Annotated in this window: 11 protein-coding genes and 4 pseudogenes; 8 read left to right on the top strand and 7 right to left on the bottom strand. The window is 60.4% G+C overall.

Features of this window, described 5'->3' with window-relative positions; genetic code table 11:
• From AC3WWH_RS30220 to AC3WWH_RS30210, 3 genes and pseudogenes are all read right to left on the bottom strand, one after another.
• The coding region (locus AC3WWH_RS30220) for a helix-turn-helix domain-containing protein (protein ID WP_492377422.1) at positions 1 to 245 on the bottom strand (245 nt) is incomplete at its 3' end.
• A 249-nt stretch (positions 246 to 494) separates the two neighbouring features.
• A pseudogene (locus tag AC3WWH_RS30215) lies at positions 495 to 599 on the bottom strand (SOS response-associated peptidase); the annotation flags it as partial.
• 176 nt (positions 600 to 775) lie between these two features.
• A complete protein-coding gene (locus AC3WWH_RS30210) occupies positions 776 to 1,279 on the bottom strand; it encodes a hypothetical protein (protein WP_197417412.1) in 504 nt (167 codons plus the stop codon).
• A 317-nt stretch (positions 1,280 to 1,596) separates the two neighbouring features.
• Here AC3WWH_RS30210 and AC3WWH_RS30205 point away from each other — a divergent pair, with 317 nt between their 5' ends.
• From AC3WWH_RS30205 to AC3WWH_RS30195, 3 genes are all read left to right on the top strand, one after another.
• A complete protein-coding gene (locus tag AC3WWH_RS30205; protein WP_492377421.1) occupies positions 1,597 to 1,875 on the top strand; it encodes a hypothetical protein in 279 nt (92 codons plus the stop codon).
• Between the two features lie 130 nt (positions 1,876 to 2,005).
• Positions 2,006 to 2,944 carry a non-homologous end-joining DNA ligase gene (gene ligD / locus AC3WWH_RS30200; RefSeq protein ID WP_492377420.1) on the top strand — a complete coding sequence of 313 codons (939 nt, stop codon included), beginning with the start codon at positions 2,006 to 2,008 and terminating at the stop codon, positions 2,942 to 2,944.
• Between the two features lie 1,007 nt (positions 2,945 to 3,951).
• On the top strand, positions 3,952 to 4,227 hold the full coding sequence (locus AC3WWH_RS30195) for a hypothetical protein (RefSeq protein WP_058323744.1): 276 nt from the start codon (positions 3,952 to 3,954) through the stop codon (positions 4,225 to 4,227).
• 183 nt (positions 4,228 to 4,410) lie between these two features.
• Here the strand turns inward: AC3WWH_RS30195 and AC3WWH_RS30190 are convergent, their stop codons facing one another.
• The 3 genes and pseudogenes from AC3WWH_RS30190 to AC3WWH_RS30180 all read right to left on the bottom strand — a co-directional run bounded on the left by AC3WWH_RS30190 (position 4,411) and on the right by AC3WWH_RS30180 (position 8,781).
• The gene (locus AC3WWH_RS30190; protein WP_058323743.1) at positions 4,411 to 5,757 is read right to left on the bottom strand and encodes an SLC13 family permease; all 1,347 of its coding nucleotides are present in this window, start codon (positions 5,755 to 5,757) and stop codon (positions 4,411 to 4,413) included.
• Positions 5,758 to 5,862: 105 nt separating this feature from the next.
• Complete coding sequence (locus tag AC3WWH_RS30185; protein WP_058323742.1) at positions 5,863 to 7,371, bottom strand: malonate--CoA ligase; 1,509 nt, start codon at positions 7,369 to 7,371, stop codon at positions 5,863 to 5,865.
• A pseudogene (locus tag AC3WWH_RS30180) lies at positions 7,325 to 8,781 on the bottom strand (malonyl-CoA decarboxylase). The gene AC3WWH_RS30185 and the pseudogene AC3WWH_RS30180 overlap by 47 nt, the downstream one beginning before the upstream one ends.
• Before the next feature lie 161 nt (positions 8,782 to 8,942).
• Between AC3WWH_RS30180 and AC3WWH_RS30175 the strand changes: the two are divergent.
• From AC3WWH_RS30175 to AC3WWH_RS30155, 5 genes and pseudogenes are all read left to right on the top strand, one after another.
• Positions 8,943 to 9,593 carry a GntR family transcriptional regulator gene (locus tag AC3WWH_RS30175; RefSeq protein WP_058323749.1) on the top strand — a complete coding sequence of 217 codons (651 nt, stop codon included), beginning with the start codon at positions 8,943 to 8,945 and terminating at the stop codon, positions 9,591 to 9,593.
• A 123-nt stretch (positions 9,594 to 9,716) separates the two neighbouring features.
• Positions 9,717 to 9,884: pseudogene (locus AC3WWH_RS30170) on the top strand (LysR family transcriptional regulator); the annotation flags it as partial.
• Between the two features lie 43 nt (positions 9,885 to 9,927).
• On the top strand, positions 9,928 to 10,215 hold the full coding sequence (locus AC3WWH_RS30165) for a hypothetical protein (protein ID WP_245299224.1): 288 nt from the start codon (positions 9,928 to 9,930) through the stop codon (positions 10,213 to 10,215).
• A gap of 159 nt (positions 10,216 to 10,374) precedes the next feature.
• On the top strand, positions 10,375 to 11,697 hold the full coding sequence (ltrA, locus tag AC3WWH_RS30160; RefSeq protein ID WP_492377419.1) for a group II intron reverse transcriptase/maturase: 1,323 nt from the start codon (positions 10,375 to 10,377) through the stop codon (positions 11,695 to 11,697).
• Between the two features lie 136 nt (positions 11,698 to 11,833).
• Positions 11,834 to 12,117, top strand: a pseudogene (locus tag AC3WWH_RS30155) (IS110 family transposase); the annotation flags it as partial.
• Between the two features lie 431 nt (positions 12,118 to 12,548).
• On the opposite strand, the gene AC3WWH_RS30150 reads toward AC3WWH_RS30155, so the two are convergent.
• Entirely contained in the window at positions 12,549 to 16,697 is a 4,149-nt protein-coding gene (locus tag AC3WWH_RS30150) for a PAS domain-containing protein (RefSeq protein WP_082641015.1), read from the bottom strand.
• Positions 16,698 to 16,879: the final 182 nt, after the last annotated feature.

Raw genomic sequence — 16,879 nt, 5'->3', positions numbered from 1 at the left:
GTGCCGTCCCGGTGTTCCTCAAGCCACGACATGATCGCGTCGGCGTTGGCTTCGGTTTTGTACGAATGACGGTCTCCACCCAGCGGACCCGGTCGAACATGGCCCTGACGGACTTGCAGGTTTCGCCACCGGCTCACGCTGGCCGCACTGACGCCAAAGCGCTCGGCAGCCTCCCGGTGCGACGCTCCGGCTGAGACGGCGGCAAGAACACGTGCGCGAAGATCAACGGAAAGGGCTTTCGACATTATCTGCCCATCGGCAGAAAGTTTGAATCAGAACCCATCTGATTTGCAAAGCCCAAATGATTCAATCAGTCAGGGAAACGCTCTAATCAATACACATAGTAAAGCCGTATTCGACTTTGCCGTTGCTATGAGGTTGTTTTGTCAGCCAATTGAAAGCCGCGCGCGTGTCGGCCAGCCACTAGTCCCAGCTGGTCATACTCACGACCTCATGGGCAGGTCCCGGTTCAGCGGGCGTTCCCCCGTATCGCGACGCGAAGTCAGGCGCAAGAACGGCAAAGCCTTTGGGTGAATGGGCTTCACGACGCCGTTCGGCTCCGTTGTTAGGAAGGCAAACAGGTCGATTGTGATCATGCCCACGCGCGGCCGGGACTTTCCGCTCGCCATGCTGGCGTCGCGACTTCGCTGTCCTCGCTGCGGTTCGCGCCTTGTCTCGGTGGTCTTCATCCCGCCGACTGACGGAGATCTGAGGAGAGGTGCCGCTTGAAAATGACCCCGTCATTTTCGACGGCGCTTTAGCGCGCGTGCTAGCCCTATGCGTCCGGTCGATGATGAGTAGAATCGGAATTCCGCTCCAGCCACATGGCGCTATCAACAAGCGCATCCTCGTCGCTCAAACCCTTGCGATACTGATCGATAATGTGCCGGGCTAATCGATCGGCGCGTTTTCCATAGCGCGGGATACTGCACCAGGTGCACACTCGATCGAACGTCCGCTGAAGCATATCGACCTCGTCCGGGCTAATCTGGTCGGCCAGTCCTCCCGCGACCTCTTGCATCGAAACCTCGGGGTTGCCGTAATAAAGAACATCAGCATTCGCATCCGCCACGGACCTTCTGTCAAAGCCGATCTCGTATTTCAGGGCGCTGCTCTCGCGGATGCCTTTTTGATAACAAGCGATCAGTCGTCTCGCGATCACTTCTGCTGTCTCGCAATCGCGCGACAGGCCACGCTCGCGCAGGATATCTTGGAAGATCTGATCGATCTCGTTCATTTCGTGAGGGAGAAGCGCCATCGATCTGCGCAGGGAATGCATGCGCGACCTCCTTTCTCAGGGGGGGGCGGCGCGAGGTTCCCTCCGCCGGAGCCCCGTAGTTCGAAAATCGAGTGTGAAGAAAAAATAATATCGGCTCATCAATCCGACAAGATAGCCAGAATGGGTGATTGATGGCGCGGACGCTGAACCAGGGCTATTGCAATACGGCGCGTGAGGCCGCTGAGATGGTGGAGTAGATTGGTGCCTCGCGCGGATGAAGAATGGAATCTAACGAGATTCTATTTTAGGTATTCCTTTGACAATCTTTCGACTTTGACGTTCAATCCCTATGCAACCGCGATGGCATAGGGGGAGACATGCGCCATCAGCACCGCAGAGTTCCGCAACGTCGGCAAAGATCGCTGCTGAGCGAAGCGCCGGCCCTGATGGTCCTCATCGGGGTCACGGGCATCGCTGGGGTGACTTCGATCGAGGAGTGGGTCTCAGAACCCTCAAGGCTCCTCTCCGCTGTCGATCCAAGCTGCAACATCAAGGGGAACGTCAGCATCGAAACCGGGGAGCGGATCTGCCACATCGACGTATTACTCGGAGACAGTGATCAACTCGCGCTACGGCGAGCGCTGGTTCTGCAGTGAGGCAGAGGCGCGGGTCGCTGGGTGGCGACGGGCACGGCGATAGAGCAGACCTTTTCACGGCTTTGTGCGTTAATGCGGCATGGCTAAAACAGCGAAGAAAGCCCAACCTCCTGCGCCGCCGGCAGATCCAATGCCGCGTCGAGTCGAGCCGTGCGTCGCAACGCTCGTCGACAAGCCGCCGAAAGGACCGGAGTGGGCCTTTGAGGTGAAGTGGGACGGGTACCGACTGGCCGTCCATGTCGAGCCAGGCGAGGTGAGGGCAATCACGCGCGGCGGGTACGACTGGACGAAGAAGTTCGGGGGAATCGTCGGCGAGGCGCGCGAGCTCGGCCATGCCTCCATGATCATCGATGGGGAGGCGGTCGTTCTCGACGACCAAGGGCGTTCAGATTTCGGCCTGCTACAGCGCGCGGTCGGAAAGAAGCCAAGCCTGCATGAGCCGAGCGAGATCATTTTCTACGCCTTCGACCTTCTCTACCTCGACGGCTACGACTTGCGGTCATTGCCTCTGGCGGAGCGCCGACGCCGGCTAGAGCCGATCGTCGCTGGCAGGACTGGCGCGATTCGTTTCTCTGAGGAGGTGGACGCCGACGGCGCCAAGTTCTTCCGTGCCGCGTGCGAGCTAGGCCTAGAAGGCATCATCGCGAAGTGTCGAGACAAACCCTATCACGCCGGACGCCGGCCGGAATGGCTCAAAATCAAATGCGCCCGTCGCAACTGGTTCGTGATCGTTGGCTATGAGCCCTCGACCATTCCAGGCGCAATTGGCCGGCTGATCCTGGCCGCGAGGAAGGGTGATGATCTCGTCTACGTCGGAGGGTGCGGCACTGGGTGGAGCAATCAGGAATCCGTCGCGCTGCGCGAATTGCTCAACGCAATCCCGGCTGAGAGGCCGCCGGTAGGATTGAAGCGCAAGGGGGCGGTTTTCGCCCGTCCGCTCTTGATAGCCGAAGTCGAGTATCGCGCGTGGACGCAAGATGGAAAGCTTCGGCATCCTTCCTTCAAAGGCGTGCAAGAGATGGAGGGACCATCCGATGTGTACGAAATCAGCAACCACGAAAGAGATTAGCACTTTGTTGCGACTGTGCCCCAGGTCGTAGCGCAAGTTGAAACGCGTTTCGATTTTCAGCGCGTTCACGGTCAGGCGATCAATTGAGGAGGGCAGGGCATCCGACTGTATCGACAAATCGATAGCTGTTTCGCCGTCCGGCAGCTGGACGGACTGGATAATAGTGAAGCCGAGGTCGGCAGATTTTGCGGAAAGCTCGAGCACTCCTGACTTAGAACCAACGAACCGAAGGTCGACTGAGCGGACTGCAGAAGCGCAGTCCCCATTGTTGTGCAAGCTAGAGAGGACGTCAACGTCCGCTGCTCTCTCAGCCTGCAGCCGAGTTCCATCCACCCCCACGGGTTCGGGGATCGTTGCCGTAGCTACGCCGAGCAGAATACCTTGAACTATTGCTACCGATCTTAACCAATCCCGAAAAAGGCTAGGATTGCGACCACGATAACGACAAGGCCGACGAGATAGATAATCTGGTTCACGTCAACCTCCTTTCATCCAAACCAACCGTTGCCAAGCCGATAGGTTCCTCACGCAGTCAAGGTCGAGAGGTGTCTGCTAACCTGAGAGCGAGGACTCGTTCCAAGGCGGAAGCCAACTTAAGCGCCGGCCAGCAACGAAAACTGGCGCTTGGCGCGGCTGCAGGCTCAGAGCGCGATTCGCCTCATTCGCGACCGATTATCGCACACGAAGGTCACTTGCGGCGGAAAGCCCCAGGTATAGCCCGAGGCAGAATCCGAGAAGGCCGGCGGTACTCACGATTGCCGTTGCCGTGCCGGGATTGTTTCGCGCGGCCTCTATAGCGCCTTGTCCCTGTTCACGGACCGTTTGGACTGCATTCCTGGCACGTTCGGATGCGTCATCGGCCGCTGAACTGACCCGCGCACGGAAAGCTTCCCTCAATTCCTCGATCTGGGAACGCAATTCGGCGATTTGATCTTCTATCGATTGCTGAGTGGTAGTAGCCATCGTCCACCTATTGGTTGGGAACGCAAAACGGCTGGAGGGCAGGATTGTTCCTGCTGATCGGCGCCTGGATTACGACTCATGCCGGCTGGGAATGGAACTTCTTCATCAACCTGCCTATTGGCCTCCTCGGCGTCGTGCTGGTGGCCTCCTTCGTGCCGCATGCGGCAGATGAAGGCTTGCGGCCTTTCGATCTCGAGGGTTTTCTGCTGACCGGCAGTGCGCTCTCGCTGACGCTCGCAGGGCTTGGGGCATCGCGATACCCTCGCTGGTTTTGCCTGCGGCGGCAAGGGACTTGCATCGCATCCTGTGCGATTTCGTGAGGCACCACAAGGTTCCCTGGGAGCCAAATACCAGGGAAAGCCGCGTCGCGCGATCGTCCAGCGGCATCGCCGTCGGCCGCCATCTAGACCGCGACCTGAGTGACCAGTTCGCAGAGCGGTCTTAGACAGCCGGCTAATTTCACCCCCGGATGGCTTGTGCTTCCGGGGACGGCGGTCGTGCCCTCAGACGAGGCCCGGCACGACGAACACCGACCAGGCAACGATCGGCCCGATGATCGCGATCAGTGCACTGTAGACCAGCAGTTGCCGCAGCACGCGCTCGCGCTCATCGTCCGGCGCGTTGGCGACGACGAGCGCGCCATTGGTGGAGAACGGGCTGGTGTCGACGATCGTCGTCGATATGGCGATTGCCGCCACGACGCCGATGGCGCTGATATGCCCTTGCAACAGGAACGGAACGGCGAGCGGGATGATGGCGCCGAGCAGCGCCGTCGATGAGGCAAAGGCCGAAACGATGGCGCCGGTGAAGCAAAGCAGCAGCGCCACCAGCAGCGGCATGCCAAGGCTCGATATGCCGTTGGCCACATAATTGACCGTGCCGGCCTTCTCCATGACGCCGACATAGGTGATGATGCCGGCGATCAGAAGTACGGTCGACCAGCTGACCTTGTCGATCGCCGCTTTCTGCGTCTTCGGCGAGATGAGGGCGAGGGCGACGGCTACGGTGATCGCGACCAGACCGACATTGAACTTGAAGACGAGCGCGCCAATGCCGAGCGCCGTCAAACCGATCAAAGTGAAGACCTTTTCCGGGCTCAGGCGCAATGTCTGTAGAGTGTCCGCCGCCGTACCGTAGGCGTGCTCCCTGATCGGCTTGGCAGGCGTGCCGCCATGGCCCCGGATCGACGCCGATACACCCTCGGGATGCAATTCGGGCAGAGGACCGGAGACACCTTGTTTCTGCTTCATGACGCGCGCGCCGCCGAAGACGAAGAACACCAGCACGGCGATCGCCAGGTTGAAGAAGAAGCTGGAGAGGAACAGCGATGTCGGCGCGAAGGGAAGGCCGGCCTTGACGACAATCTGGTTGGTGATGCCGCCATAGACGCTGATCGGCGAGAAGCCGCCGGCCTGTGCGCCGTGGATGACCATCAGTCCCATCATCACCGGATGGATGCGGTATTGCACGGCAAAGCTGAGCGCCACAGGGGCGAGAATCGCCACGGCCGCCGGGCCGAGTGCGCCAAACCCGGTGATGATGGCGGCCACAACGAACATCACCCAGGGGATCCAGGCGACATGTCCGAGCACCAGCCGCACGGCGCATTCAACGAGCCAGTCGATGGTGCCGTTAATCTGCGCGATGGCGAAGAGGTAGGTGACGGCGACAAGCGTCAGGAACAGGTCGCTTGGGAAGCCGGCAAAAATGTCATTGGCCTTCATGCCGATGATCAGCGAGCCGAGCAGGAAGGTGCAGCCGAATGCCAGCGCACCCATGTTGATCGGTTGGACCGTCGCGATGACGAACATGGCGATAAGCAGCAGTATGGATAGGATTTCGATACCCATGATTCACCTCCCTCCGACGCTTCCAGCGCCGGCAGCTAGTGTTCTTCAAGATTTGGATTGTAACCTGCGCCTTCCTCCCAGAGGGCGCAGGGACGGGTCACGTCGTTATGTGTAAAGGTCGGCGTATTTCTGCCGCAGGACGTTCTTCTGGACCTTGCCCATGGCGTTGCGCGGCAGATCCTCGGTGAAGATGATGCGCTTGGGTTGCTTGTAGCGGGCGAGCCGGTCCTGGAGCGCGCCCAAGATCTCCTTTTCATCGAGCGTCGCGTCGGGCTTGCAAACAACGATGGCGGTGACGCCCTCGCCGAAATCGGGATGCGGAACGCCGATGACCGCGCTCTCGGCGACCCCCTCGAGCTGGTCAATCTCGCCTTCGACCTCCTTGGGATAGATGTTGTATCCGCCCGAAATCACCAGGTCCTTGCTGCGGCCGACAATGTGGACATAGCCTTGCCCGTCGATCTTACCGAGGTCGCCGCTGATGAAGAAACCGTCGGTGGTGAATTCCGCGGCCGTCTTCTCCGGCATGCGCCAATAGCCCTTGAAGACGTTCGGTCCCTTGATTTCGATCATGCCGGTTTCTCCCGGCGCAACCTCTCTGCCGGTCGCCGGATCGGTGACGCGCACCGTCACGCCGGGCAGCGGAAAGCCGACCGTTCCGGCAATCCGATCTCCATCATAGGGGTTCGACGTGTTCATGTTAGTTTCGGTCATGCCGTAGCGTTCCAGGATCGCAAGACCGGTGCGCTTCCTGAATTCCACATGCGTTTCGGCGAGCAGCGGCGCCGAACCGGAGATGAAAAGGCGCATGTTCGCGACGGCCTGCCGGTCGAGGCGCGGGCTCTGCAGCAGGCGCACGTAAAAGGTCGGGACGCCCATCAGAAGAGTCGCCTGCACCATCAACGACACGACCTCGTCCGGGTCAAATTTCGGTAGCAGGAACATCGAGGCGCCGGCAAGCAATGTGACGTTGGTGGCGACGAACAGGCCATGGGTGTGGAAGATCGGCAAGGCATGGATCAACCGATCGTCAGCCGTGACGCGCCAGTAGTCGCGCAAGGTCAGGGCGTTCGAGAGCAGGTTGCCGTGGGTGAGCATCGCCCCCTTGGAACGTCCGGTCGTTCCCGACGTATAGAGGATCGCTGCCAGATCGTCGGCCGTGCGCGAGGCATCGACGAAGTCGGCTTGTTCGTCTCTCGCGAGATCGAGAAGCGAGCCGGTACCATCGGCGTCAAGGGTTTCGACAATCGCACCGTGAGGCTCGGCGATCGTTGAGACGCCTTCTCGGGCACTCGAGGACACGACAACCAGCCGCGGTTCGGCGTCGCTGATGAAATAGTCGAGCTCGGCGAGCGTATAGGCGGTATTGAGCGGCAGATAAACCGCGCCTGAGCGAAGGCACGCGAGATAGAGGATCAAGGCCTCGGAACTCTTGTCGATCTGCACGGCAACCCGGTCGCCTGGGCGGATGCCGAGCGTATCCATCGCGCTTGCGATGCGGCCTGACAGATCGAGCGCATCCTTATACGTCCAGGTACGGCCGCCGTTCACCCGAATGAATGGCGCGTCACCCGATGCAGCGGCCCTTATGGCGTCGAAAAGATGGTTGCTCACGTTCGCCTCCTCCGATCCTTGAATTCACCATTTGCGCGAACGGCTGACAGCCTTGCTGGCGACAGTGCCGCGGCGGCCTTCGCCGTTCTGATTGAGCAAGCCCTTGACCGCCGGTGAGGCAACCACTTCGCCGCGCTGCGCCAGGGCCTCGTGGTTGGCGACGATGTCCTCGAGCTGATAGAGATAGTTGACCATAAGGCCATGCGCCTGCTGCATCGCCTTGGCCGAGCGGTCGCCGAGAAAGTTCAGCCTCTCCAGTCGGGCGCCGTTGCCGAGATGAAACCGCGCCACCGGGTCGATCGGGCGACCCTCCGGTGTCCGTTCCATAAGGAAATAGCGCGCCGCAAGCGGCAGCAGCACGCGCTCCACCTCGACCGCCATGTTCTCGTCATCAGTCCATTTCGGGTCATCGAGCAGCGTCAGAGCCCTGCAATCCGAAGCCGACAGCTCACTTGCGGCGTCGCGGGACTTGAGCCATCGGGCAAAGCCTGGAACGGGCGAGAGCGTGACGAAATTCTTCAGCGATGGCAGGTCCTTGCGCAGGTCTTCCACCACTTGCTTGATCAGGAAATTGCCGAAGGAAATCCCGCGCAAACCGTCCTGGCAATTGGAGATCGAATAGAAGACGGCGGTGGTCGCCTCGTCGGCGTTGATTTGCTCGCGGCCCTCGTCGAGAACGTCGCCAATAGCACTCGGCATCCATCGCGTGAGCGCCACTTCGACGAAGACAAGCGGTTCGTCCGTGAGCCTTGGATGGAAGAAGGCGAAGCAGCGGCGATCGGCGGGGGCCAACCGGCGGCGCAATTCTTCCCAGCCGGAAATCTCGTGCACGGCTTCGTATTTGATGATCTTTTCCAGGATGTGAGCCGGCGTCGACCAATCGATCGGCCGAAGCGTCAGGAAGCCGCGGTTGAACCAAGAGCCGAAGAGGTGGGCGAAATCGGCGTCCAGCGCCTGGAAGCCGGTGGCTTGCTCTTTGGAGGCAAGCAGCTGCTCACGCATCCGGACAAGCTTGGCCGTACCGCTCGGCGCGTGGTTCAACCGGCGCAGCAGTTCCTGCCGCCGCGGTTCGGCCGCCTGGTGGAGTGCAATAATCGCGGTTGAACTCTTGTCGGTGCGGTAATTTTCAATCGCCTGGTCGAGTTTTGCCGTGTCGGGTCCGAACTTGTCGGAAAGCATGTGAAAGAACCGCTGTACCCCGTCGGCGTCGAGTGCGTCCCAGCGGGCGAGTATTTCGGCGGCAAGAGCCATGCCGGAAGCTTCGCCCCGGCTCGATAGCAGCATCTCGCAGAGAGTTTCGAGATCGGCCTTTGCTGCGACCTCGGAGGCGCGTGATCCCGAAAACAGCAGCTTGCGTCCGCGATCGGTGATGCTCTGCAGCATGTCCGTGAAAAAAGAGGTCTCAGGCACGCCCATTCTCCCCTTCTTAAATCGCCGACTTGGTTGCGCCGCCAGTGCGGCTGCTTCCCATCGCGCGGTTTCGTCTGTAGTATGTAATCTGTCGCATTACGTACACGAAGTCAAGTATCGTGTATACAAGATCGATGTTCATGTATGAGGAAGCGGAACAGATGTCCGAAAATGTCGGCCGGTGGCTTCGGGACGAGATTGAAAACGCAATTCTTTCCAATGAGTTCTCCCCTGGCGAGCGCTTGGACGAAATGGTGCTTGCCAATCGGTTCGGAGTCTCGCGGACGCCGGTGCGCGAAGCGCTTATGCAGCTCGACGCCATCGGCCTGATCGAAATTCGACCTCGCAGAGGGGCCGTCGTCATCGATCCGGGGCCGCACCGCGTCTATGAGATGTTCGAGGTGATGGCGGAACTGGAGGGGCTCGCCGGATCGCTTGCCGCGCGTAGGCTAGACGATAAGACCCGCGAAGTGATCGCGGCAGCGCACAGGCGTTGCGAGCTTTCGGCCGAGGCCGGTGACAGCGATGCCTATTATTACGACAACGAGGCATTCCATAAGGCGATCTACGCCGCCAGCCGGAGCGACTTCCTCGAGGAGCAGTGCACGCAATTGCACCGCCGCCTGCGCCCCTATCGACGGCTTCAACTGCGGGTGCGCAATCGTCTGGCGACCTCCTTCACGGAACATTGTGCCATTGTCGACGCCATCTTTGCCGGGGACGGAGAGGAGGCGCGGCGCCTGCTTAGGGCGCATGTCGGGATACAGGGCGAGAGGTTCAGCGATCTGGTTGCAAGCATGGCGACCAGATGACCTCGAACCTCGGACAACGGCAGGGGCTGCTATCTTGACGCGGTTCTTCGGCACTCCTCCCCATTCAGCGGCTCGGGACGGGCGCTTCGCCGCGGTAGTCGTAAAAGGCCCTGCCGAACTTCCGCCTCGATCGCGCATTAGCGCTATCTGCTGGCGGTCGAAAAGACGAGCCCGCTGGCGCTCCGAAGCGAGATCGACATCGAGGATCTACGCCCCGAGAAGATCATCGCCTTTTCCCGCTATTTCTCGGAGATGTTCGAGACCCATGGTCTGACCGGCAACATCGCCTATAGATCCCATGAGGGTGCGCCGGGAGACCGGCAAGGAGTAGATGGTGAAAGTCCATTACGATGAAGGTGTAGCGAACCACGTCGGCCCCGAGCCGTGCGCAGGCATCCGCGAGGATGTCGGCGAAGCGTCGGTAGGGGAGCATGCAGGCCAGCCATTGAGCCGCGAAAAGGATCTTATCTCGGATGCCGACGCTGTCCTCATAGCGGAAGGCAATATGGGAGGTGCGCTATGCGAGTGCCTCACCAATCCGGCGCGGGAACCGGGAGATCTCCGGGTCGGCCATGGCCTCTTTGGAGGACATGGTCCGCAGCGGGAAGGCGAGGAGCCGTAGCCGCTGATGCACGACACGGAGAAGTCTGACTCTGGCATAGTAGCTGTGAAGCTGACGAACAAAGCCGGGCAACCGGTGGCGGAGTTGGTGGAGCCAAGGCCGGGGACCAAGGGGAACGCGGAACAACAACGCATGCACCGGACACAGGGCCGGGCTCGCATGACCCAGTCGCTGGATCGCGTACGGAAAGCCGCAAGGCTGAGGAAGAAGGATCGGTTCACCGCGCTCTTCCACCACCTCACTGTCGATGCACTTCGCACGGCGTTCTTCGCGCTCAGGCGCAAGGCCGCCCCCGGGGTGGATGGCATGATGTGGCAGGACTACGAGGCAGACCTCGAGCCTCGGCTCGTAGATTTGCACAAACGAGTTCATCGGGGAGCGTACCGCCCGCAACCGTCGCGCCGGACATACATACCGAAGGCGGACGGGAAGCGGCGGCCGCTAGCGATCGCGGCTCTGGAAGACAAGATTGTCCAAGGGGCGACCGTCATCGTGCTCAACGCCATCTACGAAGGTGACTTCTGCGGCTTCTCCTACGGGTTTCGGCCAGGGAGAGGCCCGCACGATGCGTTGGATGCGCTGTGTACAGCGATCGACAAGCGGCAGGTAAACTGGATCATCGACGCCGACATCCAAAACTTCTTTGGGGCTGTCAGCCAGACATGGCTGGTCCGCTTCCTGGAACATCGGATCGGCGACAAGCGCATCATCCGCCTCATCCAGAAGTGGTTGAAGGCGGGTATCCTCGAAGACGGGATCGTGACCGTTGATGACAGGGGAACGGGTCAAGGGTCGGTGATTTCGCCGCTCCTTGGCAATATCTACCTGCACTACGTTCTCGACCTGTGGGCCAAGCGCTGGCGACAGCGCGAGAACACCGGCGACATGATCATCGTGCGCTATGCGGACGATGTGGTGGTCGGCTTCGAGCGAGAGGAGGACGCCCGTCGTTTCCTCGATGCGATGCGTGCGAGGCTTGAGGAGTTCATGCTGACGCTCCATCCGGACAAGACCCGCCTGATTGAGTTTGGTCGCTTTGCGGCGGTCAATCGCAAGCGGCGCGGGCTCGGAAAACCGGAGACCTTTACCTTCCTGGGGTTCACACTCATCTGCGGACGATCCCGTCGCGGCCTCTTCCAGCTTCAACGGAAGACCCGCGGGGATCGGATGCGGGCGAAGCTCCAGGAGATCAAGGAGGAGCTACGACGTCGATGGCACCAGTCGATCCCTGAACAAGGGAGATGGCTGAGGCAGGTAGTGACCGGGCATTTTGCCTACTTTGCAGTCCCCACCAACAGTCGCGCAATCTCGGCATTCCACCACCATGTGGTGAACCTCTGGCGGCGGGCGCTCCAGCGCCGCAGCCAGAAAGACCGAACCACATGGACAAGGATCGCTCTGATCTCGGGCGACTGGCTTCCCAAACCGCGTACTCTTCATCCCTGGCCAAGCGTCCGCTTCGCCGTCACTCACCCGAGGTAGGAGCCGAGTGCGGGAATCCCGCTCGCTCGGATCTGTCCGGGGGGCGCTCGGCAACGGGCGTCCCTACCGGGAAAGTGAACAGCGGCCTGCACCGTGGCAGAGTGGGTTCGCTAGAAAATCTCTCTGGAGGCTCATCATGCTTACGACAGCCGATAAAGCCGAAGTACCTGCCGCTATCCGGGTCGATCTTGGCGCAATCTTCGTTTCATTGGTCTGAGCAAATCGACATGGCTGGTGACATCGCTTTCGCCGGGAAGCCCGAAGATGTCTCGTCACGCCGTCGCTGGCGGCGATCTTGGTGGCCTGTTCGCCTTGTTTTCCGAACTGCGTCAAAAAGCATTGTCACGCGCGCGAGCGGTTTATCCGTTGGTGGTGATCCAGGAGGTGGGCTTGGACGGGTTCTGGATCGGTCGGGCGCTGAACAAAGTCATTGAGAACCCGACTACTCGTCTTTGCTGGAAAGCAATTCGTCGAGCTGTTAACTCGCCTCGGGGGAACGTATGCTCTTGGGAAGTGACTCCACCAGCCTTTCCGGCCGGAGCGAAGGCCTGTCATCGGCGGGGGTCGAAAGGAGACGGACTGCCTTTGGAGTGCACGCGATGAAAGTTGACCTGCGTTCACACTAGAACAGATGGCCGGTAGTCTTGCGAACCACATCATTGGCAACGAGAGCGGGGGACGCTCCTCGCACGCAGCGCTGTCTCAGATCAGGACACGACGATCGCCTTGGCTGCTACCCGCCCTGTGTTGGACACTCCTTACCGCTGGCTGAACGGCATCCGACGCTAACGGCAGTCGGAGATGAAGACTAACAGCGTGATTTTTTTGCACGCAGCCCTGTGAGGCAATCGTCATGTCGTTGGGTTGGTTTCGATCGGCAATGTGAAAACAAACGTCGATCCATGGGGTTCGTTTTTTTCTGCCCACAGACGTCCGCCGTGAGACTCGACGATCGAACGGCAGATCGCCAACCCCATGCCCATGCCGTCGTTCTTCGTGGTGAAGAACGGTTCGAAAATCCTGTCGGGGTTTTGGACCCCAGCGCCCCAATCGCTGACAGCGATGCGGATCATGTCATCGATACGCGTCGCATGCAGGCTGACCATCCGCAGATCCGCAGTGGATGCCATCGCCTCTATGCCGTTTCGGATTAGGTTGACCAGTATCTGTTGAAGCTGGACGCGATCCATGGCGACCGGAGACAGGTCACCTTCGACATCGACCTGTATGCGGACGCGGCGCCGCATGGCTTCCTCGGCCATAAGGCTGCGCACTTCAGCAATGACTCTGTCCACCGTTGTGCTCATCCCAGGTTCAACCGACCTTGTGAACAATGCACGGATGCGGCTCACGACGTCTGCGGCGGCGTTTGCATCGCGAGTAATGCGTTCCACCGTCCTTTGCGCTCGCTCAAGGTTTGGCGGATCAGCAGATAGCCAGCGTTGGCACGCATGCGAATTTGTCACGATCGCTGCCAACGGCTGGTTCACCTCATGGGCGATCGAGGCGGAAAGTTCGGCAAGGCTAGCGGCTTGAGACGCACGCGCGAGACCGTCGCGCGCAGCCCGCAAATCTTCCTGGGCCCGAACTTCGCTGTCAATGTCGATGCAAATGACGTTCCACTGGACGATCAGCCCCTCTGCGTCCCTCATGGGCGCTGCTCGGGTTTCCACCCAGCGATACTCTCCGTCCGACCGACGAAGTCGATGCTTCTGCGCATAGGGCGTGCCGGTCGACAAGGCATGGCCGCAGCTCTCATGGACCTGAGGTATATCGTCGGGATGGACGGCAGCACCAAGCGCGCCCGACGGCCTTGCTTCTCCCGAGGCGTCCGGCGCTTCCAACTTGTACCCCAGATACTCGCGAAGCTGTTCGCTGCGGTAGACAGGATCACCGTTCGGGTCGGTGCATTCGACCATCGCAGGCAAGGTTTCAATGAGCTGTCGAAGCGAGCGCTCACGCTCGCGCAAGACCAGTTCTACACGGAGCTGATCGTCGATGTCGTGACAAATGCCGAACCATTGCAGGATCTGACCGGTGGCGTCCCGCAAGGGGGCGCCGCGGCCCGACATCCAGCGATAGACGCCATCGGCGCGGCGTAGCCGGTAGTTTAAGGAGAAGCTCTCGCCAGTGACGAAAGCCTCTCTAAGCGTGGCATCCATCTTCGCTGCGTCATCCGGGTGAAGCGCGGCCGTTATGGCAGCGGCGAGAACGCTGCCGGTCCCCTGATAGTCCTTCACGTCGTGGCCCAGGAATTCAATCAGGCTCTTGCTGAAGAAGACCGGTTCCCCATCCGTGTTTAACCGCCAGAGTGGGCTGGGCACCATATCGACCAGCTGCGAGAGTTCGCGTTCCCGATCGAATAGCCGTTGTTGGACGCGCACTTCGTCGTCGACATCGATGGCAACGGCATACCACTGCACGATCGTCCCGCTTTGATCGCGCAATGGCTCGCAGCGTCCATCCACCCAGCGGTATGCGCCGTCGGCGCGCAGCATGCGATATCTGTTGGAGAATGGTTCACCGGTGGAGAAGCCGTGCGTGGCGTTCTCACGCACGGAGGCAATATCGTCTGGATGGACGACAGAACGCATCATCGCGCCCGCGCGGGGCATGCCCGGCTTGTTCACGTCGATGGCATCGAATCCGAGGAAGTCCACCAACCGCTTGTTCAGAAAGCTCAGTTCACCGCTGGCGGTCTGGCGGGCGATGAAGGCCGGCACCATGTCGACGAGCAGGGACAGCTCGCGCTCGCGATCGTGCAATGCGTTTTGAGCCCGCATCTGATCGTCGATATCAAGCGAAACGCCATACCACTCCTCGATCTCTCCTTCCTGATTGCGACGAGGTTCGACCCGGCATTCCACCCAGCGATATCCGCTTTCAATTTCAAGCCAACGAAAGCGCAACGTCGCGCTACTGCCGGTCTCGAAACATCTTTGCAGCGTGTCCCCGACGGCCGAAGCGTCGTCCGGATGGATCAGCTTCTGAAGCAGACTTTCGATACTCTGCTCCCCGTGCGCTTCGAAGCTTGCGACAACCGAGCGGAAACGGTCTCGGAACTGTTTGTTGAAGTAGACTGAGCCGGTCGATGGCGTCGCGCTCCAGATGCGGACCGGCACTGCGTCGATCATCAGTTGAAGCTGCCTCTGACTACGGCGCAATGCGTCCTCGGCGTGGGTCAGATCATCGATGTCATGGCAAATGCCGTACCACTGAACGATCCGCCCTGATTGATCCCGCATTGGCTCTGCCCGGCTCGACATCCAGCGAAAGACGCCATCGGCCCGGCGCAGGCGATACCGCATAGCAAAGTCTTCACCGGTTTCGAGGCAATGTCGAAGCAGGTCGACGAATGCACCTGCCTCGGCGGGATGCACGGAGGCTTCGACCATGGCTGCCAGTCGGGTTTTTCCCGGTTTGTCCGTGTCACAAATGTCCAAGCCGAGAAAGTCCACCATGCGTTTGTTGAAGAAGGTCGGCTCGCCATCGGGGGTCAAGCGCCAAACGTGACTTGGCACCATGTTCACAAGGTGCAGCAGCTCCTGCTCCCGTTCGCGCAGTGCTGCCTGCGCGATTACTGCGTCTTCGATGTCGACGGAAACGCCATACCATTGCAAGATCGTTCCGGCCTCGTCACGCAAGGGCGCAGCCCGGCTCTCGACCCATCGATGGGGACCATTTGCGCGCCGCTGACGATATCTGCCCGCAAAGGTCGTGCCCGCCTCGAAGGCGCGTTTCAGCGCCTCATCGGTGGCAGTGCGGTCATCCGGGTGAATGTCCGTCAAGGATCGTCTTCCGTTGGCCGCAACCAGATCCGTCAGCGCCAGCCCGGTCGTGTCGGTGGCCCACTTGTTGAGGTAGCTCGGCGTTCCGTCAGGCGTGGCGCTCCAAATGAGAGCCGGAACGGCGTCGATCAAGCGTTGCAGCCGGAGTTCGCTTTGACGAGCGGTGGCGAGTGCCAGTTGGTGCTGCCTGGAAATGGCTGCGACGACAAGCGCCGAGAATGCGGAAATGACGAGGAAGAGCTGCAGCATGACCTGCTGTTGCCTTTGCGATCCGGCATCACCGATAAACTGGCTGTCTCCGGATATCGTGAGCGCCATCGTAATCAGCGTGAGGAGCGTCAAGGCGACAGCGGCACCTCGGAATTCGAAACGTGCGGAGGCCCAAAGCAGAAACGGCAAAATGATATATGGAGTGGGGAAGAAGCGAGCACTCAAGGAAAGGGCGGCAACGCCCAGGAAGATGAGGCAGAGAACGGCAGCCTCCGTCCAGCGTTCGACAGATAGATTTGACTCTCCGCGCCACGAGCGGACGAGGACCAGCACCAATGGTGCTACCAGCAAGATGCCTGTCGCATCTCCAATCCAGAACAGTGGCCACACGGACGCGAATGTCTGGGATTTCACGCCGAACCAGGCAAGGGTTGCGCTCCCGACGGTCGCGCTTGCGAGTGGTGCTACTCCCGCCCCCAATATGACGAAAGCCAGGACCTGCTGGAGGGTTTCCAGTCGGACGGGGCGACCTGTGGCGCTGCTTACGAGCATCGCACCCACGGAAGCGCAGAGCGCGTTGCCGACGAAGATCAAAAATCCTGCGGGAAGTGGGCTGTGAAACCAGACAAGCTGGGCAAACATCTCGGCAAGGCAACCGCTGACGATCCACCATGGCCAACTGTAGGGAGAGGTGAGGATGAGTGTCGCCATAAATACGCCGCCGGGAGGCCAGATCGAGACGGTGATGCCCGGGACGATAGCGAGCACATTCGCGAATCCGCAGCCCAGCACGTAGGCTGCGAAGAACGCGACCAGATGCAACAGCTGCGGGCGGCTTGATCGAAACTGCCGCCACTGTGAAGCAGGCCCGAGGGACGGTCGGTCGGTCGGTGCGCGCGGTAACGCGCTCGCCGCGGGCCCTGGCGACGTTCGCTCGCGCCCCTGAATAGGCTGGCTGACTGTCTCTGAATGGCTGTCGCCAACTCTAGAAGCTGATTCCATCGGCTGCTCCGATCGGACAGAGAAAGCCTGGGCGCAGTAGGCCCTACCAAGGCAGTATAAACGCATTCGGATGGGACGAACCATTCACCCGTTTCCCTTGATCCTATCGCAATCACAGCCATGCCGCAGCCTATGGAAGTCCATGATGCCTGCGGGGATTGTCAGCGCTCTGCCCTGCGGTT

The organism is Ensifer sp. EB106-03-01-XG145 (genome assembly GCF_058792075.1).
Note: the sequence above shows the minus strand (reverse complement) of the source record. Positions and strands in the feature narration are given on the sequence as shown.